General features: G+C 57.9%; 29 protein-coding genes. 9 read left to right on the top strand and 20 right to left on the bottom strand.

Going from position 1 to position 25,987, the window contains the following annotated elements:
- Positions 1–7: 7 nt before the first annotated feature.
- Positions 8–1,057 carry an AI-2E family transporter gene (locus tag IK083_05410; protein ID MBR4748991.1) on the bottom strand — a complete coding sequence of 350 codons (1,050 nt, stop codon included), beginning with the start codon at positions 1,055–1,057 and terminating at the stop codon, positions 8–10.
- A gap of 3 nt (positions 1,058–1,060) precedes the next feature.
- Positions 1,061–2,347, bottom strand: coding sequence for a phenylacetate--CoA ligase (locus IK083_05405; protein ID MBR4748990.1), 1,287 nt, complete (start codon positions 2,345–2,347; stop codon positions 1,061–1,063).
- 580 nt (positions 2,348–2,927) lie between these two features.
- Between IK083_05405 and rplU the strand changes: the two genes are divergently transcribed.
- The 3 genes from rplU to IK083_05390 are packed head-to-tail and all read left to right on the top strand — an operon-like array spanning position 2,928 to position 5,262.
- Positions 2,928–3,242: a 50S ribosomal protein L21 gene (rplU, locus tag IK083_05400; protein ID MBR4748989.1), complete on the top strand. Its 315-nt coding sequence runs from the start codon at positions 2,928–2,930 to the stop codon at positions 3,240–3,242.
- Between the two features lie 13 nt (positions 3,243–3,255).
- The gene (gene rpmA, locus IK083_05395; GenBank protein MBR4748988.1) at positions 3,256–3,507 is read left to right on the top strand and encodes a 50S ribosomal protein L27; all 252 of its coding nucleotides are present in this window, start codon (positions 3,256–3,258) and stop codon (positions 3,505–3,507) included.
- A 48-nt stretch (positions 3,508–3,555) separates the two neighbouring features.
- Positions 3,556–5,262, top strand: a complete 1,707-nt coding sequence (locus tag IK083_05390; protein MBR4748987.1) for a polysaccharide deacetylase family protein — start codon at positions 3,556–3,558, stop codon at positions 5,260–5,262.
- 137 nt (positions 5,263–5,399) lie between these two features.
- On the opposite strand, the gene IK083_05385 is transcribed toward IK083_05390, so the two are convergent.
- Together IK083_05385 and IK083_05380 are read right to left on the bottom strand one after the other, a co-directional pair.
- Entirely contained in the window at positions 5,400–5,666 is a 267-nt protein-coding gene (locus tag IK083_05385) for a hypothetical protein (GenBank protein MBR4748986.1), read from the bottom strand.
- A 15-nt stretch (positions 5,667–5,681) separates the two neighbouring features.
- On the bottom strand, positions 5,682–5,960 hold the full coding sequence (locus tag IK083_05380) for a hypothetical protein (GenBank protein ID MBR4748985.1): 279 nt from the start codon (positions 5,958–5,960) through the stop codon (positions 5,682–5,684).
- Here IK083_05380 and IK083_05375 point away from each other — a divergent pair.
- From IK083_05375 to IK083_05350, 6 genes are all read left to right on the top strand, one after another.
- Positions 5,944–6,384 carry a hypothetical protein gene (locus IK083_05375; GenBank protein MBR4748984.1) on the top strand — a complete coding sequence of 147 codons (441 nt, stop codon included), beginning with the start codon at positions 5,944–5,946 and terminating at the stop codon, positions 6,382–6,384. The two genes, IK083_05380 and IK083_05375, sit on opposite strands and share 17 nt — an antisense overlap.
- A 104-nt stretch (positions 6,385–6,488) precedes the next feature.
- Entirely contained in the window at positions 6,489–8,258 is a 1,770-nt protein-coding gene (locus IK083_05370) for a DNA primase (protein ID MBR4748983.1), read from the top strand.
- Between the two features lie 127 nt (positions 8,259–8,385).
- Positions 8,386–9,417: an RNA polymerase sigma factor RpoD gene (rpoD, locus tag IK083_05365; protein MBR4748982.1), complete on the top strand. Its 1,032-nt coding sequence runs from the start codon at positions 8,386–8,388 to the stop codon at positions 9,415–9,417.
- Positions 9,418–9,426: 9 nt separating this feature from the next.
- On the top strand, positions 9,427–10,545 hold the full coding sequence (gene rpoD, locus IK083_05360) for an RNA polymerase sigma factor RpoD (GenBank protein ID MBR4748981.1): 1,119 nt from the start codon (positions 9,427–9,429) through the stop codon (positions 10,543–10,545).
- A gap of 19 nt (positions 10,546–10,564) precedes the next feature.
- Entirely contained in the window at positions 10,565–10,885 is a 321-nt protein-coding gene (locus IK083_05355) for a hypothetical protein (GenBank protein MBR4748980.1), read from the top strand.
- Between the two features lie 38 nt (positions 10,886–10,923).
- Positions 10,924–12,183 carry an aspartate aminotransferase family protein gene (locus IK083_05350; protein ID MBR4748979.1) on the top strand — a complete coding sequence of 420 codons (1,260 nt, stop codon included), beginning with the start codon at positions 10,924–10,926 and terminating at the stop codon, positions 12,181–12,183.
- Positions 12,184–12,237: 54 nt separating this feature from the next.
- On the opposite strand, the gene IK083_05345 is transcribed toward IK083_05350, so the two are convergent.
- The 16 genes from IK083_05345 to IK083_05270 all read right to left on the bottom strand — a co-directional run.
- Positions 12,238–12,783 carry a DUF2628 domain-containing protein gene (locus IK083_05345; protein ID MBR4748978.1) on the bottom strand — a complete coding sequence of 182 codons (546 nt, stop codon included), beginning with the start codon at positions 12,781–12,783 and terminating at the stop codon, positions 12,238–12,240.
- Positions 12,784–12,801: 18 nt separating this feature from the next.
- Positions 12,802–13,758 (bottom strand): hypothetical protein, encoded by a 957-nt coding sequence (locus IK083_05340; protein ID MBR4748977.1) that lies wholly within the window; start codon positions 13,756–13,758, stop codon positions 12,802–12,804.
- A gap of 53 nt (positions 13,759–13,811) precedes the next feature.
- Positions 13,812–14,564 (bottom strand): hypothetical protein, encoded by a 753-nt coding sequence (locus tag IK083_05335; protein ID MBR4748976.1) that lies wholly within the window; start codon positions 14,562–14,564, stop codon positions 13,812–13,814.
- Between the two features lie 141 nt (positions 14,565–14,705).
- Positions 14,706–15,731, bottom strand: coding sequence for a hypothetical protein (locus IK083_05330; protein MBR4748975.1), 1,026 nt, complete (start codon positions 15,729–15,731; stop codon positions 14,706–14,708).
- A 153-nt stretch (positions 15,732–15,884) separates the two neighbouring features.
- Complete coding sequence (locus IK083_05325) at positions 15,885–16,754, bottom strand: hypothetical protein (protein ID MBR4748974.1); 870 nt, start codon at positions 16,752–16,754, stop codon at positions 15,885–15,887.
- 170 nt (positions 16,755–16,924) lie between these two features.
- Complete coding sequence (locus IK083_05320) at positions 16,925–17,956, bottom strand: hypothetical protein (GenBank protein ID MBR4748973.1); 1,032 nt, start codon at positions 17,954–17,956, stop codon at positions 16,925–16,927.
- Between the two features lie 17 nt (positions 17,957–17,973).
- Positions 17,974–18,453, bottom strand: coding sequence for a GNAT family N-acetyltransferase (locus IK083_05315; protein MBR4748972.1), 480 nt, complete (start codon positions 18,451–18,453; stop codon positions 17,974–17,976).
- Entirely contained in the window at positions 18,453–19,310 is an 858-nt protein-coding gene (locus tag IK083_05310) for a bifunctional 5,10-methylenetetrahydrofolate dehydrogenase/5,10-methenyltetrahydrofolate cyclohydrolase (GenBank protein MBR4748971.1), read from the bottom strand. Before IK083_05310 ends, IK083_05315 begins: the two co-directional genes overlap by 1 nt.
- Positions 19,294–20,163 (bottom strand): hypothetical protein, encoded by an 870-nt coding sequence (locus IK083_05305; protein MBR4748970.1) that lies wholly within the window; start codon positions 20,161–20,163, stop codon positions 19,294–19,296. The genes IK083_05310 and IK083_05305 overlap by 17 nt, the downstream gene beginning before the upstream one ends.
- Position 20,164: 1 nt before the next feature.
- The gene (gene accC, locus IK083_05300) at positions 20,165–21,508 is read right to left on the bottom strand and encodes an acetyl-CoA carboxylase biotin carboxylase subunit (GenBank protein ID MBR4748969.1); all 1,344 of its coding nucleotides are present in this window, start codon (positions 21,506–21,508) and stop codon (positions 20,165–20,167) included.
- A gap of 11 nt (positions 21,509–21,519) precedes the next feature.
- A complete protein-coding gene (locus tag IK083_05295; GenBank protein ID MBR4748968.1) occupies positions 21,520–21,891 on the bottom strand; it encodes a type II secretion system protein in 372 nt (123 codons plus the stop codon).
- Positions 21,892–21,893: 2 nt separating this feature from the next.
- Complete coding sequence (locus tag IK083_05290) at positions 21,894–22,283, bottom strand: hypothetical protein (protein MBR4748967.1); 390 nt, start codon at positions 22,281–22,283, stop codon at positions 21,894–21,896.
- 7 nt (positions 22,284–22,290) lie between these two features.
- Positions 22,291–23,400 (bottom strand): hypothetical protein, encoded by a 1,110-nt coding sequence (locus IK083_05285; protein ID MBR4748966.1) that lies wholly within the window; start codon positions 23,398–23,400, stop codon positions 22,291–22,293.
- 4 nt (positions 23,401–23,404) lie between these two features.
- Positions 23,405–23,962, bottom strand: a complete 558-nt coding sequence (efp, locus tag IK083_05280) for an elongation factor P (protein ID MBR4748965.1) — start codon at positions 23,960–23,962, stop codon at positions 23,405–23,407.
- A gap of 64 nt (positions 23,963–24,026) precedes the next feature.
- Entirely contained in the window at positions 24,027–25,211 is a 1,185-nt protein-coding gene (locus IK083_05275; protein ID MBR4748964.1) for an STAS domain-containing protein, read from the bottom strand.
- Positions 25,208–25,987, bottom strand: a 780-nt coding sequence (locus IK083_05270) for a nicotinamide-nucleotide amidohydrolase family protein (GenBank protein MBR4748963.1), incomplete at its 5' end; no start/stop codon positions are given. The genes IK083_05270 and IK083_05275, both read right to left, overlap by 4 nt.

Here is a 25,987-nt window from a genome sequence, read left to right as displayed (position 1 = left end):
GAGGGGCTTATCCGCCGGAGCTTTTCCCCGCCCGGCGCCGGGCCTCCTTGGCGTAGAATTCGTCGTAGATGATGCCCACGGAAGCCACCACGGGGGCGGTGATGAATATGCCCGCCACCCCGAACAGGGTGCCCATAACGAATATGGAGAAGAGCAGCACCACCGGGTGTATGGAGAGCTGCTTCTGCATGACCAGAGGGGTCACCAGGTGCCCTTCGCACTGCTGCACCACCACGTAGACCACTATGACCTTCAGGATCATGACCGGGTTGGTTATTATGGCTATGAGCACGGGAGGCACCGCCGAAAGGATGGGCCCCAGAGTGGGGATGATGTTCATCAGGCCGGCAATGACGGCGAACAGGAAGGCGTTGGGCATCCTGATCAGGGAGAGCCCCAGCCAGGTGAGCAAAAATATGCAGCAGCTGCCCAGCATAAGGCCCACGACCCAGTAGGAAATGGCCTTCTTAATGCGGATGAGGCACCGGCGTATCTTTTTGCGGACGTCCGCAGGCCACGGGTGCAGCGCCCCTTTGATGAGAGGCCTGGGCTCTATGAGGATATATATGGTAAAGACTATCACCAAAAAGGCCCCGGTCAGAGCGCTCAGAGCGTTCTGACCCACCCAGGCGGCGCTGCCGGCCACGCCCTTGGCCACGGCGCCGGGCTTGATGTCCAGCTTGGCCAGATCCAGGTGTCTGGGATCCACCTTGATGGTCTTCAGATACTTTTCGGCCTTGGCGTCCAGCTGCTTCACCAAGCGGGGGCACTGGTCCGACAGGGCCTGGGCCTGGCTGCTGACCATTGGGGCCACCAGCCTGACTGCAAACACCGCCAGCCCCAGCGCCGCCACAACGCACAAAAAGGTCCCCACGCTGCGGGAGACCCTGCGCCGTTCCAGCCAGCTGACGGGCGCGTCCAGCGCCGCCGCCAGAATGGCAGACAGCGCAAGACTGATGATGACGGAGGACATGGCTCCCGCAAATTTTGCCAAAAGCAGCAGGATCAGGGTGAGGCACACCGCTCCGTAGATCGTGCGGGGGGTAACGGCTTTCATGCTCTACACAAGCTCGCCGTTTTCGTTCTGGTAAAAGACTCTCTTGGCCTTGCCTTCGCTTCTGGGCAGGCTGCCGGGCTTGTAAACGTCGCCCTTGGGAGAGAAGCCCAGCACTTCCTTGAGCTTTTTCTCCACGGTGTAGCCGGTGACTCCTTCCTCGGCCTCCACCTCTATGCGCACGTCCTTGATGCCGTGGTTCTCGTAGATGATGATGCGATAGTCGGACAGCACGCCGGGGATCTCCATCAGAGCCTGCTCCACCTGCTTGGGGAAGAAGTTGACGCCCTTGACTATGAGCATGTCGTCTATCCTGCCCTTGATGCGGTCTATTCTGGCATGGGTGCGGCCGCAGGCGCAGGTCTCTCTGGAAATGATGCGGCTGATGTCGCCGGTCTTAAAGCGGATGATGGGGATGCAGTTGCGGTTCAGGCTGGTAAAGACCACCTCGCCGCTCTGGCCGTCCGGAAGCACCTTGCCGGTCTCCGGATCGATGATCTCGATGATATACTGGTCTTCAAAAATATGGATGCCGTCGTGAGCGGCGCAGTCCATGCCTGTGGTGCCCACGCCTCCGGTCTCGGTCATGCCGTAGATGTCAAAGGCTTCGATATTGAGGCCCTTCTCTATCTTTTCGCGCATCTTGTCCGAAAAGGTCTCCGCGCCGAAGATGCCCACCTTCAGGGAAGGCATGGTGACGCCCATTTCGTTCATGACCTCCATGATGCGCATGGTGTAGCTGACCACGCCGGTCAGGCACTTGACGTGGAAGCTGTTGATGAGCCTTATCTGGCGCGCCGTGTTGCCGCTGCTGGCAGGCACCACGAAGAGGCCGGCCTTTCTGGCGCCGTGATACATGCCGAAGCCGCCGTTGAAGAGGCCGAAGGTAGGGGTGATCTGCACCTTGTCGCCCTGCAGGACCCCCGCCATATGATAGCAGCGGGCCATACATTCCGCCCACTGGTCCAGGTCGTGCTCGTCATACACCATGGCCACCGGAGTCCCGGTGGAACCCGAGGACATATGCATTTCCCTGATGTCCTCTTCGGGCTTGCACAGCATGCCCAGGGGGAACTGGTCCCGCAGGTCGTTCTTGTCTATGAAGCCCAGGAGAGGCAGGTCGTCCAGGCTCTTGATGTCGTTGGGGTTCACTCCCGCCGCGTCAAACTTGCTGCGGTAAAACTCGTTGTTGATATAGGCGTTGCGGATGGTCCTCTGAAGGCCCCGGAGCTGAACGGTCTTCAGCTGATCCTGGCTCATGGTCTCCGCCATGGCGTTGAAGTAGTAATTCATCTGGTTAACCTCTAATGATCATTAATATTATTATATCAGTTTTGAAACACGTTGTCCACACCCGCCGGAGCGCCTCCTTTATATCAGTCGTTATATTTACATTCTTACCCAATTGTTTATTTTTTCCGCAGAAGGGCGGTGCCTGAACGCTTTTCCGCTTCTTTTTTGCGCTCCGGAGAAGCGGCCCGAAAAACGTCCGAAAAACAAAAAAGCCGCATAAACTGCGGCAATATAAAACCGCAGCGCCGTGTCGTTGCGCTGCGGAGTTGATGATGCATTTCCGGCAGCGCTCAGCTCTGCCAGAAATGCGCCTTGATAGTATCCTGTATAATGAATTTTACCTGAGAAGTAATGGTTTTCATAGCTATATACACATTCGTTTATGCGACTTACATATACATTATAATCCTTTGACAGGCCCCTGTCAACTGGCCCCGGGATTTTTTTTGAAGATTCTGCTATAATAATTTATGCGGAAAGTCCCGGCCTTTTTTTCCGGAGGTATTTGACAAGCGCTCCGGAAACGTGTATAATAGTATTTGTCTGTCTGAAAATGAAGAAAAGATTAGGGGGCACACATATGTACGCCATTATCAAGACCAGCGGCAAGCAGTTCAAGGTCTCGGAGAACGACATCATCTCCGTCAACAGACTCTCGGACGTGAACGCCGGCGACAAAATAGAATTCAAGGATATACTTCTGGTGGTGGATGCCGACATCAAGGTAGGCACTCCCTTCGTGGAAGGCGCTGTGGTGGAAGGCGAAGTCATCAAGAACTACCGCGGCAAGAAGATCAACGGCTATATCTACAAGCCCAAGAAGGACTACCACAAGAAATACGGACACAGACAGGATCTGACCGCTGTAAAGATCAGCAAGATCACTGTAGCATAAACGGAGGCATACCATGGCACATAAAAAAGGTGTTGGCAGTACGCGCAACGGACGTGATTCCAATCCCAAAAGACTGGGTGTCAAGGAATACGGCGGCGAGATAGTCACGGCGGGCAGCATCATCGTGAGACAGAGAGGCACCCGCATCCATCCCGGCAACAACGTCGGGAGAGGCAAGGACGATACCCTGTTTGCTCTGATTGACGGCACGGTCAAATTTGAAAACGTAAAGGGCAGAAAAGCCGTCAGCGTTTACAACGACTGATCACGACCACACAAAGCCGGTCTTACGAAGACCGGCTTTTCATCTATTATGAAAAGGTTTTTAGCAGCCCTCATATTGCTCCTGGCCCTGGCCTGCGCGGCAGCGGCGGACGACGGCGACGATTATTCCCGTCTGATGAACGACGCCATCTCCTACACGGAGATAGGCGACACCAACGCGTCCATAGAAGTGCTCCGCAATATGAAAAAGTATTTCGGAGAGGACGTCTATATCCGCACTCTGTACGGCATCGACCTGATGATAGGCGGCTACGGAGACGAAGCCCAGAAGATATTTGACGCCGAGACCAATCCGGTGGCGGAGCTGTGCAAGGCCGTGCTGCTGGCCCGGAGGGCCAAATATCCCCAGGCCATAGAGGCCTTCTCGGCTTTTGAGGGGCGCATAGAGGGCTACGAGGTGATCATGGCCTTCCTCAGGACCATGCAGGACGCCGACTACTGCGACCCCGAGCTGCCTGCGGACAACCTGCCCGCCATAGAGCTTCACGCCTACTGGAACATGCTGCGGGACAACATAGCCGACTCTCTGAAGGGCCTGCGGGAGATAGAGCGGGTCAAGGGCAGAGACATATACAAGGACACCAAGGGCATCATACTGGCCTATGACTACAAGAAGCCCATATTCTTCAACGCTCTCTCCGTCAAGGGTCCCATAGGCCTGGACGCGCAGACCAAAAAGGCGGACTACACCCTGCAGGGCAAGGCCAGCATCAAGGCGGACATAGGCAGCAACGACGATATCAAGTCCGCCATGCTGTATATAGACGGCAGGATGAGGAGCGTCACCAACTCCTATCCCTACAGCTTCACCCTCAATACGGAGACCCTGCTCAACGGCATCCACGACGTGAAGATCACGGCCATGGACGCCTATGGCAACAAGCTCTCCGACAAGACCTTTACCATCGAGGTGTTCAACCAGAAGGAGCACGCCGCTCCGGACGAGCAGAAGATATGGGACCGGCTCACCGAGTTCGTCACTCCCCGTCAGGGCATGGAATCGGTGAACTATCTCATGGCGGTCTGCGCCGCCAGAGAAAAGGACCTGGAGCTCCACGAAAAATCGCTGATCCAATGCGTGGCGGCCAACCCCCAGTACAGAGACGCCTCGGACCTGCTGCGCAGGTATTACTTCATATCCGAGGGAGTCAGCGTCATCGAAAAGGGCAATCCCGACAAAAAGCAGATATGCCTCACCTTTGACGACGGCCCCACCCCCACCACTCTGGAAAACCTGAAGATACTGAAGGAATACGGAGTAAAGGCCACCTTTTTCCTGGTGGGCAGGCAGGCGGAGAAGTATCCCGAGATCATCAAGCAGATCATGGAGGACGGCCACCAGCTGGCGCTCCACAGCCAGAACCATCCCAATTACACCAAGCTGGACTACCCGGACATAGTCAAGGAGACCCTGCAGTGCTACTGCTCCATCCTGACCTGCGGCGGCAAGCCCACCCTGTATTTCCGCCCTCCCGGCGGCAACAGGGACGAAGAGCAGAGCAGGCTGTCCCGGGAATACGGCGTCCATATAGGCCTCTGGACCAAGAACTCCACCCACCTGCAGGAATCCACTCCCGAGATACTGGCGGACTACTGCATCAGCAGCATGAAGCCCGGGTTCATCTACCTGCTCCACAACGACGTGGTAGCGGTGACCAAAGCCCTGCCGGTGATACTGGACCACGCCGCCAGCAACGGCTATAAGTGCGTGACCATGGAGGAAATAATAAAATAATTAAAAATTTTTCCGTCCGCGGGCAAAAAATGCTTGAAAAACTTTTTGTGAACATAGTAAAATGAATATAGAGAACCGTATTTTCTCACAACTCTGTATGTGTTTCATATACGTTTCATGTGTTGAAGAAGGAGAAGTCAAATGACATCAAAAGCAAAAGCAGCCTTGTGTGTGCTGATAGCCATTCTCATCGCAGCAGCGGCCGTTCCCGGTCTTTGCGCAGGGAAGAAAGCCGCCCCGGCTTCCAAAAAGGTACCCGCCAGCATCCTGAACGGATCTGACGTCACTGCCGGCAGAGTATTCAAGAGCGTCAAGACAAAGGAGACCTCTTTGGCCGGCGTCAAGCTGGGCGACAACGCTCTGAGAATCCTGGAAAAGTATGGCAACCCCACCAAGGTCATCATCCATTCCGCAGCTCCTCAGCAGTCCACCGGAATGATGGGCACCGGAATGATGGGCACCGACACCATGGGCGGCACTTCTGCTATGGGCGCAGGCGCTTTGACTATGCCTACTCCCACCATGCCGACTTCGCCCAGCATGCCCTCGGGGGCTTTGACCATGCCGACACCGACTATGCCCACCAGCCCTACCATGCCCAGTACTCCTACCATGCCCAGTACTCCCAGCATGCCTTCGGGAGGCGGTATGTCCGTTACGCCTGATCCGGGAGCTATGTCAATGCCTACTCCCACCATGCCCGGCTCTCCCACCATGCCTTCCATGCCCGGTATGGGCGGCGCCACCGCAGCCGGCGGCGCGCAGACTGCAGGCACTGCCTTTGCAGGCACCTCCTCCAGGATAGACGAAGAGTCCCTGTGCTGGCAGTATGACCTGCCCGCAGGCACCAATCTGGAGTTCATAGTCACAGGCGGCAAGATCAGCCAGATCACCGTAGTCAGCCTGTATCCCTGGAAGTATGCCAAGCTGAACAACGGCATCATGATAGGCGACACCTACAAGCTGGTCACCTACCTCATGGGCATCGACCCCTCCAACATTCAGATATTGGGCAACTACATGAGAATGGACTACATGGACAAGTTCGGCGTGGCCTACACCTTCCTGAACAAGAAGCTGGTGGCTCTGACCATCGCCGTAGGCGATCCCATCTACAACTGATCTCTCATCACAAAATCAGTGCCCGGACCCGTTTCCGGGCACTTTTTACGCGTCGATAGCGTATAATAATAGTAGAAAACCATACGTATAAAGGAGACGGACCATTGGCTGAGGATTACGTCGGCGAGATCAAAAGCCGGCTGAACATAGTAGACGTTATCTCAAAATACGTATCGCTGAAAAAGCAGGGCAGCAAATATCTGGGCTTGTGCCCGTTTCACAGCGAAAAGACCCCCTCCTTCAACGTGGACCCCAAAAAGCAGTTTTTCAAATGCTTCGGGTGCGGTGAAGCGGGAGATATTTTTTCGTTCATCCAGAAAAAAGAAAATCTGTCCTTTCCGGAGGCTCTGGAGCTGCTGGCAAGGGAAGCGGGAGTCACCATCAGGAGAGACCCCCGGGCCCGGGAAAAGGCTTCGGAAAAGGAGCAGCTGCTGGAGGCCAACAGTGTGGCCGCCGACTATTTTGCCCTGTCGCTGAAGAACGCGGAGCCCGCTGTGATCAGCTATCTCTCCAGAAGAGGCATCGACAGCGACATGATAGCCCGCTTCGGCCTGGGCTGGGCTCCGGACAAATGGGACGGGCTCCTGAATTATCTGGAGAGCAAGCGCATCCCCCGGCAGACGGCCCTGAAGGCCGGCCTTCTGAGCCAGAATGAACAGGGGCGGGTCTATGACTGTTTTCGCGGAAGGCTCATGTTCCCCATACGCAATATACTGGGGCAGGTCATAGCCTTCGGCGGCAGGATCATCGACGCCGACAAGGACCCGCGCAAGTATCTCAACACCTCCGAGACGCCTCTTTTTACCAAAGGCAAGGAGTTTTATGCTCTGGATCTGGCTCACGGTGAGATATCTGCAGCTGATCGTGTTATAATAGTAGAAGGCTATATGGACGTGATTGCCTGCCACTCTGCCGGCATCACCAACGCCGTGGCCACCCTGGGCACGGCCATGACCACCGAGCACATCAAAAAGCTGGCCCGCTACACCAGGAACGTCATTCTGTGCTTTGACGCGGACAAAGCCGGAGTCAAGGCGGCCTTCGGCAACGGAGAGCTGCTCCTGGCCGCCGGTATGAACGTCAAATGCGCCGGCCTCCCGGAGGGCGAGGACCCGGACTCTCTCATCAGAAGCGGAGGCTTCGGACGCTTTGCGGACATCCTGGCCGCCGACACGGGTCTGCTGGAGTTTGAGATACGACACACCCTCAAAGGCTACGACCTCTCCGGCCGTCAGGGCAGGATGGAGGCCCTGAATGCGGTGATGCCCATCATAGCCAAAGAGCCCAACGGCATCAAGAGGGACGCCCTCATCGGAGACGTGGCCTATCTGCACCCCAGATACCAGACCGGCGCCAACGCCGAAGAGCAGATACGCAAAGAAGTGGATCGTCTCTCCGGCCCCGCTCCCGCAGCCGCGGGAGAGGAGGAGCCCTTCAGGCCCGACGCCCGCAGCAAGTATTTCAGGGCGCAGGAGCTGCTGCTGGCGGGAGCCGTCCAGGACGACTTCAGTCTCAGCGAGATCTTTTCGTGCATCTCCACGGAGTATTTTGCCGGAGGCTTTTTCCGCCGGCTGGCAGAGCTGCTCAAGGCTCACTGTGACGCCGGGGAGAGCATATCCTTCGACGATCTGACCCGGGAGATAGCCGAGAACGGGCTGCAGGAGCCCTTTTACACCATGCTGGCGGACACGGAGCTGCTCACGGGCTCCCCTGCGGAGCTGATGAGCATCATCAAAGAGGAAGCCCTTGCCCGCCGGACCGACAGAAAAAAAGAACTGACCGACAAGCTCTCGAGAGGCGAGCTGAAGGCCTCCGACCCGGAATACCAGGAGCTGCTCACGCTTATGAAAAGCAAGGGCTTCTCAGCAAAGTAAGGAGAATTCAATGCCAAGGGAAACAGCGTCCTTTGATAGCGACAGGGACCTGAAGGATCTGTACACAAAGATAGTTGACAGCGTAGGCGACAAGCAATTCATCACCTACGACCAGCTGCTCTACTATATGGAGACCCATCTCCCCGACCTCAACTGTCAGGAGCTCCTGCTGGATATGCTGGCAGAGAACGGCTTCAAGACCACGCCGGAAGAAAACGAAAATCTGATAGACTTTGAGGTAGAGGCCGACGAGCTGGAGGACATCAGCGAGACCAAGCTGGAGGAGCAGCTCACCGGAGCGGGAGTCCGCATAGACGACAGCGTCAAGAGCTGGCTGTCCCAGATAGGCAAAAAGAATCTGCTGACCTCCAGTCAGGAGGTGATACTGGCCTGCAAGGTCAAAAAGGGCGACAAGGACGCCAAGTCCAACCTCATAGAGTGCAATCTGAGGCTGGTGGTGGCCATAGCCAAGAAATACCTGGGGCGGGGCCTCAGCTTCCCGGACCTGATACAGGAGGGCAACATAGGCCTCATCAGGGCAGTGGAAAAGTTTGACCACACCAAGGGCTACAAGTTCAGCACCTACGCCACCTGGTGGATACGGCAGGCTATCACCAGAGCCATAGCGGACCAGGGCCGCACCATCCGCATACCGGTGCATATGGTGGAGAAGATCAATCACCTGGTCAAGACACAGCAAAACTTCGTGCAGCGCAACGGCAGGGAGCCCACCACCGACGAATTGGTCAAGGAGACCGGCATCCCTCTGGAAAAGATCCACGAGATCAGGACCATATCCCAGGATCCCCTGAGTCTGGAGACGCCCATAGGAGAGGAGGAGGACTCCCATCTCATCGAGTTCGTGGTGGACACCGATTCCCCCTCCCCCAACGACGCCACCAACAACACGGTGCTCAATGAGCTGCTGGACGAAGCGCTGGGCATGCTGGGACAGAGAGAAAGAGAAGTGATCATCATGCGGTTCGGGCTCCACGACGGCTGTCCCAGGACCCTGGAGGAAGTGGGAGCCCACTTCAACGTGACCAGAGAGCGTATCAGACAGATAGAAAACAAGGCCATACGCCAGCTGCGCCATCCCTCCAGGAGCGCCGCTCTGAGAAACTATCTGAGAGAATGGCTGGAAAAAAGAAAAGGGTAACGACTATATATGAGCAGACAAAAAGATGACATAGGCGAGCTGGTCCTCAGGATATCCAACTCCCTGGATCCGGACGTAAGGCAGATCACCTACGACCGCCTCAACGAGCTGCTGGGCAACACCAGGATCACGGATCCGGACGTGCTCGGCGACCTGATAGGCAGGCTGGAGAAAATGGGCATTTCCTGTGTGAAGTCCGCGTCCCGCCAGGACAGGCTGAGCGACGCGGAGCCCAATGACGCCGACCTGGAGGATGCAGCCACCGAATACACCAAGATCGAGTCGGAGCTGGAGGTCATACCTCCCGACGACACGGTCAAGATGTGGCTGAAGAAGATAGGCAATACTCCCGTGTTGTCCAGCGAGCACGAGATGGTGCTGGCCCACAAGATAGCCAAGGGAGACGAGGCGGCCAGAGACAAGCTGGTGCAGGCCAATCTGAAGCTGGTGGTGAGCATCGCCAAGAAATACGTGGGCAGAGGCATGATATTTTCCGACCTGATACAGGAGGGCAATATAGGTCTTTTGCGCGCGGTGGACAAGTACGACTACCGGAGAGGCTTCAAGTTCAGCACCTACGCCACCTGGTGGATACGGCAGGCCATCACCAGAGCCATAGCGGATCAGGGCCGCACCATCCGCATACCGGTGCACATGGTGGAGACCATCAACAAGATGTCCAAGACCCGCTCCCGTCTGCAGCAGAAAAACGGCAGAGAGCCGACTCTGGAGGAGATAGCCAAGGCTATGGACCTCACGGACGAACAGGTGAGCCAGATCATCAAGATCGCTCCCGAGCCCCTGAGTCTGGAGACGCCTATCGGCGAAGAGGAAGACTCCCACCTGTCGGACTTCATAGAGGACGACGTCACCATATCCCCTCAGGACGCCACCAACAACTCGGTGCTCAAGGAAAAGGTGGAAGAGGCCCTCAACATGCTCACGGAGAGGGAGAGAGAAGTGATCATCATGCGCTTTGGCCTCAACGGCGGCAACCCCTGCACTCTCGAGGAGGTGGGGCGCAAGCTGAACGTGACCAGAGAGCGCATCAGACAGATAGAATCAAAGGCCATCAAGAAGCTGCAGAGAGAATCCTACAACAAGAGCCTGAAGGAATATCTCCAATAAGAGGACACGAAACGACAAGATGAACGACAAGACCAATGACATGCACGCGAAATACTCCCCCTTGCTGGTAGTCAAGGTAGCCCGCCGGCTGAACGGAGAAGTCGCAGACTATGACCGGTACGCGCGTCTGGCCCAGGAGCATATGTATCTCCTGACCGACCGGGAAAAGCGCATCCTCTTCATGCGCTGCGGGACAGAGGAACAAAAGCCCCGCACCCTGGAAGAGGTGGGCAGGGAATTCGGGCTCACCAGAGAGCGCATCAGACAGATAGAAAACAAGGCTATCGGCATACTGGCCCACGGAGTGGAGCTTGCGAGGCGCACGAGAAAACAGCGATAGACACACCGGCCCCGGCCGGAATACACAGGACAGGACCAATGACAGACATCGAACGCATATCGGACGAAACCATTGCCAAATACAGAAAATACGTCAACCCGGCATACGCCAACATACTGCAGTTTTCGGGCTTTTCGGTGCCCGAGGAGCGGGCCGAGGGCTGCTATATATATGACATCAGCGGCAGACGTTTTCTGGACTTCGTGGGAGGCTACGGCGCCTTCAGCCTGGGCCACAGGAACCCCGACGTGGTGGCCGCCGTCAGAGCCCAGCTGGACAAGGAGGCCCTGAAGAGCCACTTTTTCCTGTCCACCGAGCTGGCAGACGCCTGCGAGGCCCTGGCAGAGGTGCTGCCCGGAGACATATGCTACACCTTTTTGTGCAACTCCGGCACGGAGGCAGTGGAGGGAGCTCTCAAGGCTGCCAGGATCGCCACCGGCCGCCCCAAATACGTGAGCTGCGTCAACGGCTTTCACGGCAAGACCTACGGCGGTCTGTCTGTCTCGGGCAGAGAGGTGTACAAGCAGCATTTCAAGCCCCTGCTGCAGGAGACCTGCTGCGTGCCCTTCAATGACGTCGAAGCCATGGAAAAGGCTGTGGACGAAGACACCGCCGCAGTGATTCTGGAGGCGCTCCAGGGCGAGGGCGGCGTCAACGTGGCCGACGACGAATATATGCGGGCCGTCCGCCGCATCACCCGGGACAAGGGCGCCCTGCTCATAGTGGACGAGGTGCGCACCGGCTTTGGCAGGACCGGCAAGTGGTTTGCCTGCCAGCACTCGGGCATCGTCCCCGACATCATCACCATGGCCAAGGCTCTGGGAGGCGGAGTCATGCCCGTAGGAGGCTTTTCGGCGAACGAAAAGGTGTGGAATGCCCTCTTCGGACAGAATCCCTTTATGCACTCCACCACCTTCGGCGGCAACCCTCTGGCCTGCGCCGCAGTGCTCTCGGCCATCGAGACCACCAAAAAGCTGGGGGTCATAGACAACTGCCGGGAAAGAGGAGCCCAGCTCTTTGAGGGCCTCAAGGCCCTGCAGGCCCGTTATCCCGACTGGATCAAGGACGCCAGGGGCATTGGACTGGTGTATGGCCTGGAATTCGAGGACGAGGACATCGGCTCTCTGCTCATAGCCGCCTGCGGCAAGCGGGACCTGCTCTGCGCCTACTCCCTCAACAATCCGAGAGTGGTCCGGCTGGAGCCGCCTCTCATCGTCACCCGGGAGGAGATAGACACGGCTCTCCGCATTCTGGACGAGGCCATAGCCGAGACCATAGAAATGGTGTCCGACCTGTAGTCCGCCCACACAAAAATACGCCCTTCTGCCTCACAGGCAGAAGGGCTTTTGCCGTCAATCCGACGATGCATACCACAGCACGGCAAAGAGGATGGCCGCCAGGACCGCCAGAAATATGAGGACCCCCCACAGGCTCGGGCGGTTTCTTTTTACGTAGGCTTCCCGGGCGGCTCCCTGCAGGGTCCGGGCCTTTGCCGCCCGGGCGCCGACTGCGCTCATATATATCCTGTTGCCGAAGACCCCGGCCACCAGCCCCAGGGCGACGGTCAGAGCCGCAGACAGAGTAAGGTCGGTCACGTTCCAGCCCACGCAAGCCCCCAGCAGGGTGAAGCACAGGGCCTGGACGTAGAGCCTGCGGTAGGCCATCCACAGGGCTCCGAAGAAAAAGGCCGCCGTGTTCCAGGACAGGGGATTTCGGGCCGCTGCCATACGGTCAAACTTTCCGATGTATTCTGCCGCATGATTTCCGAGCAGGGCCTCCCGGATGGCTGTGTCTTCCGCAGCGTCATTCTCCGCAGGCCCTGCCTGCTCTCTGCCGCACTTCGGGCAAAGCCCGCTTTCCTCGGGCAGCTCTTTTCCGCAAAACGGACATTCTGACATATTCCCCTCCTATCTGCGTCACTTCTTTATCAGCTTCAGCCAGTCCCTGAGGCAGCCGGCATAGGCTGTCTGATCAGTTTCCGGACCGAAGGCGTTGGGCATCTGTATCCAGCTTTCCAGCACGTATTCGTCCGGCTTCAGGCCGGCCTTCTCCGTGCAGTCCAGCATATGCAGGACCCCGTTGCGCCAGTGCATGGATATGTCCCCGGAGGGCTGATTTGCGGCCCAGTAGATGAGGCTGAAATCCATACCCCGGGAGCGCACGTATCCCGCCAGCTCCCCAAGCTCAGCCCAGCTGCCGGAGAGGACTCCCGCTTCCATGCTGCCCCAGTCCACGTCTATCCGCAGGGCGTCGGGCCCCTTGATCCGGAGCCTTTTGCACTCCCGGTTCAGGATATCCACGCTGTATTTGAGCTCTTCAAGGCTCAGGGCAGGATAGGGCTCGATATCCATATACCTGGCCTCGGGATATTCCTTCTTCATCAGCTTCATGAACTTTGCCGTTTCCCGGCAGGCGTAGTCTATATACACTCTGGGGTCATCGGACATGCGGAAGCCCGGCACCGGAGGCTGGCCCCCTGCGATATCGGCGGGTATCACCACCCGGGCGGCGTATACGGGCTCGTCAAAGCAAAAAGAGTCCACCTTCACCAGACCGTTCTTTTTGAACATGCGGTCCTGGGCCATATAAAAGGCGAAGGCCTCGTCGGCGTCAAGGGGAGGCTTGCCCTCCTTCCAGCCAAAGCTCTTGATGATCGGCACCTCGAACTGCAGCTTTTTGTTCCAGTCCTTCAGGCAGCGGAAAAACCGTTTTTGCGACTCCGCGTCCTGATCTCTTTCCATGAGCCAGGGCCAGTAGCCGATGGTGTCCACGCCCTTACGGCTTTCCTGCCAGCCCTCGGGATCGGCGATCATCTCCCGCAGATTGGCGCCGCCCTCCCGCCAGGGCTGGGGGAACATTATGACCTCTGCCAAGCAAGCGCCGGCGAGAACCGACAGCGCGCATACAAAAACGATAAGCCTTTTCATCATTCTCCTTCCCCGGTCTTCAGCAGCTCTTCGGGTCCCTGGCCCCCCATTTCCTTTACGGCCTTCACGGCCTCATCGGTATATCCAAAAGGGTCGGCCTTGGCGTCCGGGAAGCACCAGAAAGTATATACGGAGCCGTATACGTTTTTGACCAGGGTCTCTCCCTTTACGTAGTGCTTTCTGTGCTTCACCTTGCCTGTCGAAATGGACTCGATGTCCGAAAAGCAGTCGTGCTCGTCCACAAAGAGGGGCAGAGTGCGGCGGCCGTTTACGAGCACGTCCCTCACTCCTTCCAGCACCGCTTCCTTCAGCTTGCCGTTGTCCATATAATATTTTGACCTGTAAAACCACCCGCCGTTCCGCACCCAGTTGTACAGACCGTCAGCCCCTTCTCCGTATTTTTCACGGCGGGAAGCATCGGTCTCCAGCTGGTTGGCCATCAGGGAGGCTTCTGCCATTGCTCCCTTCACGCTCCCCTGCTCCTGCTGACAGAGCCGGGCTATCTTTACCAGCTGTTCATGAGAAAGGGCATATCGGGGAAAGACCGTCCCCGGGACGGGATACACCTGTCTGCCGGCAGCGTCAAAGACCGCGTAGCCGGGGTGGGCGTCCGCGCAGCTCTCTGCCACACGCAGGGATATAAAGGCGCCCAGCCGGGATCCGGCGTCCTCCCGCGTTTTCTGCACCACATAATTTCTGTCTGCGGAATACACGGCGGTCCCGCATAAAAGCAGGACAAGGGCACAGAACATGATCATTATCCTGAACACAAACAACCTCGCACAGTTTCTCTGCGGCAAAAGCCGCATTATCCGGTTATTATTATAGCACATATCACCACGCAAAAGGCCGGCTGCAGACACTGTGCCGCCGGCGTAATAATGCCGCGATGTCTATTTTCCTATCATGCTCAGCCAGTCTCTGAGGCAGCCGGTATAGGTAGTGTTGTCCGTCTCGGGGCCGAAACGGTTGGGCATGTGTATCCAGCTTTCATACACGAATTCGTCCGGCACTATGCCCGCTATTCTGGCCGCGGACAGATTGTGCATCACTCCCCAATACCATTGCAGCGGCAGCTCCACTCCCAGAGGGTCTATAAGGGCCTTGTCCGCCGCCCAGTAGATAAAGCTGAACTCCATGCCCTTTGAGCGCACGTGATCGCAGAGCTTCCTGATGTCCTGCCAGCTGCCCTCTTTGGTCCCGGCCTCTACGGTGGACCATTCTATCTCTATCCGCAGGGCGTCCGGCTCCTTTATCCTTAGCTTTTCACACTCCCTTTGGAGAGCGTCCGCCGTATATTTCAGCTCCTCCAGGCTGAGCCCCGGATAGGGCTCGATATCCACGTAACGGGCGTCCGGGTATTCCTTCTGCATAAGCTTCATAAAAAGGGCCGTCTGGCGGCAGGCGTAGTCGATATACGTCTTAGGGTCCTCCGACAGGCGGAAACCGGGAAACTCAGGCTTTCCCTCCGCTATCTGGGAGGGCAGGACCACCCGGGCGGCGTAAACCGGCTCGTCAAAGGAAAAGGTGTCCACCTTTTCCATACCGTTCTTTCTGAACTGCCGGTCCTGTGCCATATAGAATCTGTAAGCGGCGACGGCCTCCAGCGGAGCCTTGGTCTGAGTCCACTCGTAGCCCTTGACTACGGGCACCTCAAAATCCAGTTTTTTATCCCATTCCTTCAGCCGGCCAAAAAAGAGCTGCTGCTCCTCCGCCGGGTGATACAGTTCCAGGAGCCAGGGCCAGTAGCCGATGGTATCCACGCCTGCCCGGCTCTCCTTCCAGCCGTCGGGATCGTTTATCATCTCCCGCATATTGGCGCCGCCCTCCCGCCAGGGCTGGGGGAACATGACTACGCCGGCCCGGACCATGCCGGATGCCAGCAACACGAGCATAACAATAACGGCCAAATGTTTCATAGATCACCTGCATTCATATTTGACAGCCGGGGCCGGATCGGCCCGGGTCTCCCGATATTATTATATCACAGCGGCGCCGGTCAAAAGCAAAAGCCGGAGGCGGATGCCTGTCCGCCTCCGGCTGCTTTCAGGGCTTACAGTCCGGAATGATCCTTATTTGTATTCCGGCTCCACGGAGGTATCCGGATTCATGTCCCAGGCATAAAGGAGCTTACTTCCGGTCAACCGATCGTTATGCCAGACTATCGAAGCCGAGGCTTTATGATAATCCCCGCACTTCTCGCCGGCGTTGGCTCTGATATTTCTGACGCAGTCTCTTTTTGACAGCCTGATCCTCCAGTGGGCAACGCCGCCGCTTTTATACTCTATTCGGGCAGTATTGCCGTCGAGCATCCGCGCTGCGGCAATTTTGCTCCCCGGATGCATATCGCTTCCCTTTAAGTAATAATCGCAGACGTATCTGCCCTTTTCTTCTGCAACGAATCCGGCGCCCCTGTCTGTAATGATATAATAGCCGTTCTCATTACGCTCCGCGCTAACCAGGCGGCTTCTGCCCGACAACCAGACGACTCTGACACCGTCCAGAAGGACGTGCAGGATCCCGAAATCGTCATTTCTCCCGATCCTCCACCCGGGACGGGAATAATACTCGTTGATGGCGTCGTTGATATTGTATTCAACAAGAGTCAGTCCGTCCCCGACAACAGTCTTTTTATACGGCTTATGCTTCATTTCAAAGGCAGTACAGCTATTGAGATACTCATTGACGAAGCGTTCCGGCACGTCCTGCATGTTCATATACCGGACTACGCCGCCGTTATGGAAAAAGCTGCCGTAGCCGTAATGGAGCCGGTGTCTGTAAACCGTATAATAGGCGTATCTGAAAACATCGGTATCATATATCCTCATATCCGGTATATGCTTTTTAGGAACATATCTTTCAGCCAGGCCGACTATTCCCTCGCAGGTCTTCATCACGGCATAAACGCTCATTAAGCCTGCAGAGAGCATCTTGTGTCCCATATTTCTGGGGCTGCTCAGGCCGGCAGTCCACATAAAAATGATGACCGGCAGGCATACTCCGGCAGCCCTCAGCCAATAGTTTTTGAACGGACTTTTCTTTTTCTCAAGCGGTTTGTCCATATCTCACCTCCCCATAAAACGGGCAAAGCGGCCGAAGCCGCTTTGACGGATCATTTCTTAATAAGCTCCAGCCAGTCCCTGAGGCAGCCCGTATAAGCAGTGTTGTCCGTCTCGGGGCCGAAACGGCCCGGCATATGTATCCAGCTCTCCATCACGTATTCGTCGGGCTCAAGTCCTGCAGTTTTGGTCACTCCCAGCATGTGCAGCACCCCCGCATACCATTGGAGAGGCTTGTCTATGCCCCTGTCGTCCAGCCGGGGCTTGTCCGCCGCCCAGTAGATGAGGCTGAACTCCATGCCCTTTGAGCGGACGTATTCGGCCAGTTCCTTTACCTCTTTCCAACTGCCCTCCAGGAGGCCGGCTTCCATAGCGGCCCAATCCACGTCTATCCGCAGGGCGTCGGGGCCGGGAGTCTTCAGGGCGGCGCACTCCCGGATAAGACCGTCCACGGAGTATTTCAGAGCCTCAAGGCTCATGGCGGGATAGGGCTCAATGTCCATATATTTCGCATCGGGATACCGCTCCCTCATATGCTTCATATATTTGGCAGTCTCTCTGAGGCCGTAGTCCATACGGACCTTGTGGTCGTCCGACAGCCGATAGCCATCTATGGTCAGGGTCCCCTGGGCTATCTGGTGAGGAATGACCGCGAGGGCGGCATACACGGGCTCGTCAAAGGCGAAGCAGTCCACCTTTGCAAGGCCGTTCTTTTTGAATTCCTTTTCCAGCTCCAGATAAAAGCGAAAAGCCGTAGTGCCGTTCAGAGGCTCCAGGGTGCCGCACCAGTCGTGCCCTTTCACTACCGGCACCTCAAAGCAGAACTGCTTGCCCCACTCTCTCAGGCGGTCAAAAAAGAGCCGCTGCTCCTCTGCCGGGTGATATACGTGCATGAGCCAGGGCCAGTAGCCGATGGTATCCACTCCCGCACGGCTTTCCTTCCAGCCGTCGGGATCGTTTATCATCTCCCGCAGATTGGCTCCGCTCTCTCTCCAGGGCTGGGGAAACATCACCACTCCCGCCCGGGCTCCGCTGCCAAGGAAGACAAGCGCTGACGCCAGCCACAACATGAGCAGGTATTTCATAGTATCTCCTTTTTTCGTTAAAGGGTCTTGTAATAAGGGCATATGTCGGCGTAGGAGCCGTCCTTCATCCGAAAGCCTCCGGGGATCACTCCCAGCTGCACAAAGCCCAGCTTCTCATACAGGCGTCTGGCAGGCATATTGGTCGCCACCACCGCGTTGAACTGCAGCACCCGGAAGCCCAGAGCCTTCGCCTGCATCAGACAGTCCTTTACCAGGGCCTCGCCTATACGCCGCCCTCTCCTGCGGGAGTCCACGGCGTAGCTGGCGTTGCAGAGGTGTCCGCAGCGGCCCACGTTGTTGGGGTGCAGGATATAGAGGCCCCAGATCCCTTCCTCATCCTCGGCCACTCCCACCCGGCTCTGCTCATTAAAAAAACGCCTTGCCCCGTCGGGGTCAAGGAGTTCTTCCTGGGGAAAGGCTATGCCTTCCTCCACTATTTCGTTCCATATCTCGGCCATGCGGGGCAGATCCCCGGGCTCAAAGGGGCGTATATGCATCACCGTTCCCCCGCAGCCTTTTTGGCGCTTTTCAGGGTCTGCCACAGCAGCATGGTGATGGTCATGGGGCCTACGCCGCCCGGAACGGGAGTGATCCATGAAGCCCTTTTTGCGGCTTCCTCATACTCCACGTCTCCCACGTCGTGGTCTCTGCCCTCCACCTTGTTGTAGCCGGCGTCCACCACCACGGCTCCGTCCTTGATCCACTCGCCCTTGATGAATTCGGGCTTGCCTATGGCGGCCACCACTATGTCGGCCTGTCCGATGATCTCCGGCAGCTCCCGGGTCCGGGAATGGCATATGGTCACGGTGGCGTTGCGCTCCAGCAGGGCCAGGGCCACCGGCTTGCCCAGAATGATGCTGCGGCCTATGACCACGGCCTTTTTGCCCTCTATGGGTATATCATAGCGCTCCAGCATGGTCACTATGCCCAGAGGCGTGCAGCTGACAAAGTCGGCGGTCCCCAGACAGAGATTGCCCAGAGAATGGCTGCTGATGCCGTCCACGTCCTTTGCGACGCTGACCCGGGAAAGGATGGCCAGCTCGTCCAGATGCCGGGGCACCGGATGCTGCACCATGATGCCGTGGACCGAGGGGTCGGCGTTGAGGGAGTCTATCTTCTGCTCTATCTCCTCCTGACGGGCGTCCTCGGGAAACACGATGAGATCGCTGATCATGCCCAGCTTTTCGCAGGCCTTTTTCTTCATGCGGGTGTAGGTGACGGAGGCCGGGTCGGAGCCCACCAGTATCACCGACAGTCTGGGGGTCACCCCTTTTGCGGCGAGGCGCTCCACCTCTTGCCGTATCTCGCCTCTGATGGTCTGTGACAGAGCTTTTCCGTCAAGGAGTTGTGCCATGTGATATGTCCTTTCGCGTATCGTAATAGTCCTGCAGCAGAGCGTTGACAAATCTGACGCTGTCGTCCCCTGCGTATATTTTGAGCAGCTCCAGAGCTTCGTTGACTGCCACGGCAAAGTCCACCCCTTCCGCAGAGGTGCCTTCAAAGGCCGCCAGCAGTATAAAAGCCTTTACGCTGGGCTGTATCCTGTCGGGGGTGTATTTGTCGCTGAAGCCGGCGATGAAGCCGTCTATCTCTTCCCGCAGCTGCAGGGCGCCCCCTGCCAGAAAACGGGCGTAATCCATGATGCGGGCCTTGGAGGCCTCTCTGTCGGACACCTTGCCCAGCATGTCCGCTGCCGGTCCGAACACCGCGTCCTCCGCTGTGGCGGGGTCGTCCAGCATAGCGGACACCTCCTCCGCCGGACCGGACAGCCGGTCCTCCCCGGCGCAGTCCGCGAGGACCTCCTGCGCCAGAGTCAGCGAAAGCCTTTTGTGCACGGGGCACACCTTGTAAGGCTCCTCCCTGCGGTCCCTTCTGACCCGGAGCACCTCTCCGCAGGTCAGCCGTCCAAGACGCCTGTCAAGGGCCAGGGACAGCTCTTCGGGGCCGCTGCCGGCGGCCAGAGCCTTTCTGACAGCAGCCTTGTGGATGCCGCACAGCCGGCCGAATACCCCAAAGCATTCCCCGCCCAGCAGAGAGCCTATCTGCAGAGGGACTCTGTCGGCAGCCTCGGCCAGGAGGTGCAGCCGGCGGGCATAATGCTCGTCCACCGGGTCCGTGAGGAGCAGCCTGTATATGATGTTGGCTGCCAGCTCCCGGGCAGCCCGGCGCTCGGCGTATAGCTTGTGTTCCTGTGATTTTCCGGCCAACTCAGCGACTCATCCTTTTGGGAATAAAACCGGTGGTGATATCCCCTTTTACAAAATACTCGTTGTCTATGATCTTCAGCTGATACTCGATATTGGTCTTGATGCCTTCCAGATAGAATTCCGACAGGGCCCGCTTCATGCGTCTGATGGCGGAGGGCCTGTCCTTGTCGTGGACTATGAGCTTGCATATCATGGCGTCATAGTAGGGAGGTATCTCATATCCGTCGTAGATGTGGGTGTCGATCCTCACTCCCGGGCCTCCGGCGGGCACGAAGAGCCTGATCTTGCCTATGGAGGGGGCAAAGTTGTTGGAGGGGTCCTCGGCTATGATCCTGCACTCTATGGCGTGCCCCTCTATGCGGATGTCCTCCTGCCGGACCGACAGAGCCTCGCCTGCGGCTATCCTGATCTGCTCCTTGACTATATCCACGCCGGTCACGTATTCGGTGACGGGATGCTCTACCTGCACCCGGGTGTTCATCTCCATGAAGTAAAAGTCGCCCCGGGAGTCCAGCAAAAATTCCACCGTGCCGGCGTTCTCGTAGCCCACGTAGCGGGCCAGCCCCACGGCGGCCTCCCCCATCTTCTGTCTGAGGGCGTCGTCTATGGCGGGAGAGGGAGATTCCTCCAGCAGCTTTTGATTGCGGCGCTGTATGGAGCACTCTCTTTCGCCCAGATATACGTAGTTGCCGCGCTTGTCTCCCAGCAGCTGCACCTCCACGTGGCGGGGGTCCAGCACGTCCTTTTCGATGTACAGATCGCCGTTGCCAAAGGAAGCCTCGGCCTCGGCCGACGCCACTCTGTAGGCGTTGGACAGGTCGTCCGGGACGTTGACTATCCTGATGCCTCTGCCGCCGCCTCCGGCGGTGGCCTTCAGCCTGACGGGATAGCCCATCTTTTCGGCCAGCTCCGCCGCTTCCTGCTCGCTCTTCAGGATGCCTTCGCCGCCGGGTATCACTGGGCAGCCGGCTTCCCGGGCCGTCTGCTTGGCTCTCGCCTTGTCACCCAGGAGCTCGATGGTCTCGGCTCTTGGGCCGATGAACACCAGACCGCAGCTGTCGCAGGCCTCCACAAAGCCCGGATTTTCGCTGAAAAAGCCAAAGCCGGGATGTATGGCGTCGGCGCCGGTAAAGAGGGCGGCGTTCAGGATGTTGGGCATATTCAGATAGCTGTCCTTGCTCATGGCGGGACCCACGCAGATGGCCTCGTCGGCCAGCTTGACGTGGAGAGACTCTCTGTCCGCCTCCGAATACACGGCCACAGACTTGATGCCCATTTCCCTGCAGGCCCTGATGACCCGCACCGCTATCTCGCCCCGGTTGGCGATGAGTATCTTCTTAAACACACAGCACCTCGCTAAAAGCCGGTATGGGTGGGACAGGATATCCTGCCCGCCTGAGGGTCATAGACGTAGGGCTCGCCGCTGACTGCGCACTTGGTGCAGGAGTCCGGCAGGTTCAGCCCCTTGATGTCTGCGGGAGGCGTCTCTCCCGACTGCAGATACATATTGATGGCGTTGCGCGCCTGGGCCAGATTGTTCTGGCAGGTGACAGCCTGGGCGGCGTCCATGGCCTGCCCGTATGTGGTCTGCTTTTCACTCTTGGACCAGTCCGTCATGGTATCCGGCTTCTGTTTGCCCAGGCCGCCCATCATCAGCGCCACCAGCACTGCAATGATAGCCAGGGAAAAGATCAGGGCCACGTAAGAAAAGCCTCGCTCGTTGTTCATGATTATCCACCTGTTTTCAGGATCATAATGACCTGACCGTATTCCACGGGAGCATCGTCCTCGCAGCGGATCTCCGCTATGGCTCCGTCGCAGGGAGCCAGCACGTCGTTGACTATGGAAAAGGACTTGATGTGCCCGATGAGTCTGCCAGCCTCTACCCGGGCGCCCGGGGCAAAGGGCTCCGCAAAGGTAAACATGCCCACCATATCCGACCTGACCTCGACGGTCTTGTCGGCGGGGCGGGCCTGCTTTGCCGGCGCCTCTTTCGCCGCCCGGCGGCCGGCGGGGGCTTTTTTCAGACGGATGAGGGTATCCCCCTCCTTCACTGTCAGCTGGGAGCAGCCGGATCCGCGCAGCAGCTCGGCCAGCTCTTCGGCTCTGTCAATATTCATAACGCACCTACAGTTTCAGCTTGAAGATCAGATAGTTGAGCAGCGACACGCCCGCCGCGGTCATGGCAAGCACGGCCATCACCACAGCAAACATCACAAAGCCCACCAGCTTGGCCTGGGTGTCCATCAACAGCTGATTGTTGTTGATGAGGAAGCTGGCAAATTTGTCCGCCTCCATCATGGCCTTCTGGAAGTAGTTGAACAAAGGCTTGTAGCACAGGTAGCCTATGCCCAGAGAAAACAGCACCACCAGAGGCAGCAAGGCTCTGTACTTGTATTTTTGATGGGCGTTGTATATGTGGCAGGTCCTGCAGGTCCTGGTCCTGCGCTCTTCCGCCGAGTGGGGGTTGAGCATATCCTTCAGCCTGTCCGAATACTTGTTTTTGCTGCCGGCCATGCTGAGCATCAGCAGCGACTCGTCACAGCAGCCGGTGCCCATCTTCCAGCAATTCTTTTTGGCGGCAAAGGCGGGGCACACGTTTTTGACCTCCGCGGCGCAAAAGCTGGTGTCCCAGCAGTGGACGTTGATCCCCAGGTCCAGGCTCTTTTTGCTCCGGGTCTGCTTTTTGGTCTTGCGGCTCTTTTCGCTGGCGTCCTTTATCTCCAGAACGAGCTCTCTCAGGAGCAGCACTGCGCCCACCGCCAGCATCAGATAGCCCAGCTTGATATACATGGCGTTGAACTCGTTCAGGAAGTAATGGGGATTGGGGTCGCCCGGCAGATAATAAAACACTCTGGAATAGTCGCTCTGCGGGGTGTAATAATACAGCAGATACGGCAGTCCGTAGGAAAAGGCTATGCCCAGCACGAAGATGAACTGCCCGTAGGTATAGTCCAGAAAGAAGGCCACGGCGGAGCTGATCACCGACAGCACACCGGACCAGAAGCATATCAGGGTGACGTATTTGAGGACGTTGGAAAAATACACCTGATCTGCGGGCTGCATGGAGCCTATCTGACGGACGTTCTGACCGAAGTAGACTACTATCAGATACAAAAAGCTCATAAAGAAGACGGCTCCGGCTACCCGGAAGACCCAATAGCCGGCGGCGCTGACGTATTCCTGTATATGACTCTTCTCCTTGACGGGAGGCTTGCGTGTTTCCTGCGCGCTCATGGTATCATTCCTTCACCCGTTCCATATATTCGCCGGTGCGGGTGTCCACCTTGATCCTGTCCCCTATGTTGATGAAGAAGGGCACGTTGACCACGGCGCCGGTTTCGATAGTGGCGGGCTTGGAGCCGCCGGAAGCGGTGTTGCCCTTTTCGCCGGGCTCTGTATCCACCACGGTGGAGGTGATATTGACCGGCAGCTCTACGGACAGCAGGTTGCCGTCATGATAGAGGGCCATGACCTCGATGCCTTCCTGCAGATACTTGATGCCGTCGCCCAGGACCTCGGCAGGCACGCTCTTGAGCTCATAATCCTCGTCCATGAAATAGAGCTCGTCCCCCTCCTGATAGCTGTAGGTCAGAGGACCCCGTTCTATGAAGGCCTGATCCATTCTCTCGCCGGCTCTCCAGGTCTTTTCCACCACCTTGCCGTTTTTCACGTTCTTCAGCTTGCTGCGGACAAAAGCGGGGCCCTTGCCCGGCTTGACGTGCTGAAATTCCACGATAGTCCAGATATCTCCGTCCACTACGATGGAGATCCCGTTTTTGAAATCACTTGTATCCAAACCAGATCACCTCTTGTTGTTTCTGCTATAATATATTATACCTATTTTCGGCCGGGTTGTCCACTCATACCCTCGGGATGAACAGGGAGCATATCTCCGAGTAGTAGAGGCTCATGGCCAGCTGCAGCTTTTGGCTGTGGACGGGAAGCGAGGTCTCCAGAGGGATGACGAACAGCTCGGTCTGCTCCTTTTCCGCCAGGGCGGCTACGTCCGACGCATAGCTGCGCACCGGCAGGAAGGTGAGCCCTGCCTCTACGTGCTTCAGCCTCGCGCACATGCTCCTGAGCTCCTTTTGAGCCCGGCCAAAGGCCTCCGGAGGGGCCGCGGCGGCAATGTCCATGCTCCGGGGCACCTGTTCGGCAAACACCACCGTCACCTCCACCCTGGGCTCGTCGGCCACCCTCGCCAGCTGCTCGCAGTCGGCAAGTATCTGTCTGAGGCCCGGGTCATACACCGTCATCACCCTTTTTATCTTGTCCGGGTCCGAGGCCCCCTTGACGCTGAACAATTCCACCGTATGCTCCCGGGAGCGCAGCAGATCCATGAGCGCCGGGCCCCGGCTCTGTCTGTCGGCGCCCAGAGCGGCGTCCGGCAGCAGAAAACGGGTCCTTTCGTCGGGGAACCTGTGGAAAATATCGCCTGCGTTGCGCACCCTCAGGGTGTAGCGTCTGCACACGGTCTCCCCAAAGCCCTCCACCATGTCCTCCGCCTTGTCCAGATCCTTCTCCGCCTTTTGCTCCTCGGCGGGCATGGGGTGGTATATGCTGAGAGACAGGGGCAGCCTGATGAGGGCGGCGGCGTGATACCTGTATTCCTTGCCCTTTCGCAGCCTGACGGCGTAGGCCAGGGCCGTCTGCCAGCCGTCGGTGAGAGGCACGACTATATTGTTTTTGCCTCCCAGCTTCCGGATGACGGTCTCTCTCAGGCTCAGGGAATGCCTGGCCTCCTCCACGTCGGCGGCCACAGGCATCTTGGAACGCACTCCCTCGGTGGCCCGGGCCAGACTGATGACCTCCTCCGAGGCGGACACGAATATGATGCCCGCATTTTTCTGGGTGATATATCTGAAGGCGGAGGCAAAGGTGCCTATGCCGGCGGGAGTGATGCGGGTGATGGAGCCGCAGTCAATGATGATGCCTGCGGGATGGTCCTTCAGCAGCACCGCCACGGCGGCCTGCAGGGCAGGCCAGATATTCTTGTCTATCACCCCGTTGAGAGTGATGGTGTCGCCTTTTGTCTCTATGATCATGATCGTGGGTCTGTGAGGGCCAGCCTCATGGCGTTCAGGGCTGCCATGGCGCTCCTGAGGCGCACGTTGTCTCTGGAGCCGGCAAAGCGCAGCTCCTCCGTCCGGACCCCGGCGCCTGTGGCCACGCCCATATACACCAGCCCTACGGGCTTTTCGGCAGTGCCGCCCCCGGGGCCGGCTATGCCCGTCAGGGATACGGCTATGTCGGCCGACAGGAGCTTCCTGGCTCCCAGGGCCATCTCCAGGGCAGTCTCGGGGCTCACGGCGCCCACGGAGTCCAGGGTGTCCTGCCGCACTCCCAGCACCTTGTTTTTGCAGTAGTTGGAGTAGCTCACCACGCCTCCCGAATACACGGCGGAGCTGCCGGCCACGTCCGTCAGCAGCTTGCCCACCAGACCGCCGGTACAGCTCTCGGCGGTGGCCAGGGTCTTGTTGTTCGCGGCGGCCAGCCGCACCACCGTCTCCTCCATGGAGGAGCCGTCCTCGGAATACAGGGCCGGGCCGAATATATCTCTCACCCGGGCTATACCGTCAGCCACCGCTTCCGGAGAACAGGCGGTGACCCGCACCAGCACGTCCCCCTTTCCCACATAGGTGGCCATGGAAGGCTCGGAGCCGGAGAGCAGGCTCCCCAACCGGGAGGCCACAGCCGACTCGCCCACCCCGTATATGCGGAGGATGGCGCTGACGAGAGACTTTTCCGGGGGAAACTCCCTCAGCAGGTAGGGCTTCACCGACTGCTGCCACATGGGGATGAATTCCGAAGGGGGGCCGGG

It is taken from the genome of Abditibacteriota bacterium, assembly GCA_017552965.1.
Classification (GTDB): Bacteria; Armatimonadota; UBA5829; order UBA5829; family UBA5829; genus RGIG7931.
This window is presented reverse-complemented; position numbering and strand designations above follow the sequence as displayed.

Bases quoted from the DNA above. Each gene is read 5' to 3' on its own strand.
- IK083_05375 (MBR4748984.1), top strand. From the start codon at position 5,944: ATGCCTACTCCCACCATGCCCGGCTCTCCCACCATGCCTTCCATGCCC.
- IK083_05310 (MBR4748971.1), bottom strand. From the start codon at position 19,310: ATGGCACAACTCCTTGACGGAAAAGCTCTGTCACAGACCATCAGAGGC.
- IK083_05350 (MBR4748979.1), top strand. From the start codon at position 10,924: ATGACAGACATCGAACGCATATCGGACGAAACCATTGCCAAATACAGA.
- IK083_05385 (MBR4748986.1), bottom strand. From the start codon at position 5,666: ATGATGACCTTGGTGGGGTTGCCATACTTTTCCAGGATTCTCAGAGCG.
- IK083_05330 (MBR4748975.1), bottom strand. From the start codon at position 15,731: ATGAAACATTTGGCCGTTATTGTTATGCTCGTGTTGCTGGCATCCGGC.
- IK083_05295 (MBR4748968.1), bottom strand. From the start codon at position 21,891: ATGAACAACGAGCGAGGCTTTTCTTACGTGGCCCTGATCTTTTCCCTG.
- IK083_05290 (MBR4748967.1), bottom strand. From the start codon at position 22,283: ATGAATATTGACAGAGCCGAAGAGCTGGCCGAGCTGCTGCGCGGATCC.
- rpoD (MBR4748981.1), top strand. From the start codon at position 9,427: ATGAGCAGACAAAAAGATGACATAGGCGAGCTGGTCCTCAGGATATCC.
- IK083_05390 (MBR4748987.1), top strand. From the start codon at position 3,556: ATGAAAAGGTTTTTAGCAGCCCTCATATTGCTCCTGGCCCTGGCCTGC.
- IK083_05325 (MBR4748974.1), bottom strand. From the start codon at position 16,754: ATGGGACACAAGATGCTCTCTGCAGGCTTAATGAGCGTTTATGCCGTG.
- IK083_05405 (MBR4748990.1), bottom strand. From the start codon at position 2,347: ATGAATTACTACTTCAACGCCATGGCGGAGACCATGAGCCAGGATCAG.
- IK083_05410 (MBR4748991.1), bottom strand. From the start codon at position 1,057: ATGAAAGCCGTTACCCCCCGCACGATCTACGGAGCGGTGTGCCTCACC.
- IK083_05380 (MBR4748985.1), bottom strand. From the start codon at position 5,960: ATGGTGGGAGTAGGCATTGACATAGCTCCCGGATCAGGCGTAACGGAC.
- IK083_05345 (MBR4748978.1), bottom strand. From the start codon at position 12,783: ATGTCAGAATGTCCGTTTTGCGGAAAAGAGCTGCCCGAGGAAAGCGGG.
- rpmA (MBR4748988.1), top strand. From the start codon at position 3,256: ATGGCACATAAAAAAGGTGTTGGCAGTACGCGCAACGGACGTGATTCC.
- rpoD (MBR4748982.1), top strand. From the start codon at position 8,386: ATGGAGACCCATCTCCCCGACCTCAACTGTCAGGAGCTCCTGCTGGAT.
- IK083_05320 (MBR4748973.1), bottom strand. From the start codon at position 17,956: ATGAAATACCTGCTCATGTTGTGGCTGGCGTCAGCGCTTGTCTTCCTT.
- IK083_05355 (MBR4748980.1), top strand. From the start codon at position 10,565: ATGAACGACAAGACCAATGACATGCACGCGAAATACTCCCCCTTGCTG.
- IK083_05315 (MBR4748972.1), bottom strand. From the start codon at position 18,453: ATGCATATACGCCCCTTTGAGCCCGGGGATCTGCCCCGCATGGCCGAG.
- IK083_05335 (MBR4748976.1), bottom strand. From the start codon at position 14,564: ATGTTCTGTGCCCTTGTCCTGCTTTTATGCGGGACCGCCGTGTATTCC.
- IK083_05285 (MBR4748966.1), bottom strand. From the start codon at position 23,400: ATGAGCGCGCAGGAAACACGCAAGCCTCCCGTCAAGGAGAAGAGTCAT.
- IK083_05275 (MBR4748964.1), bottom strand. From the start codon at position 25,211: ATGATCATAGAGACAAAAGGCGACACCATCACTCTCAACGGGGTGATA.
- rplU (MBR4748989.1), top strand. From the start codon at position 2,928: ATGTACGCCATTATCAAGACCAGCGGCAAGCAGTTCAAGGTCTCGGAG.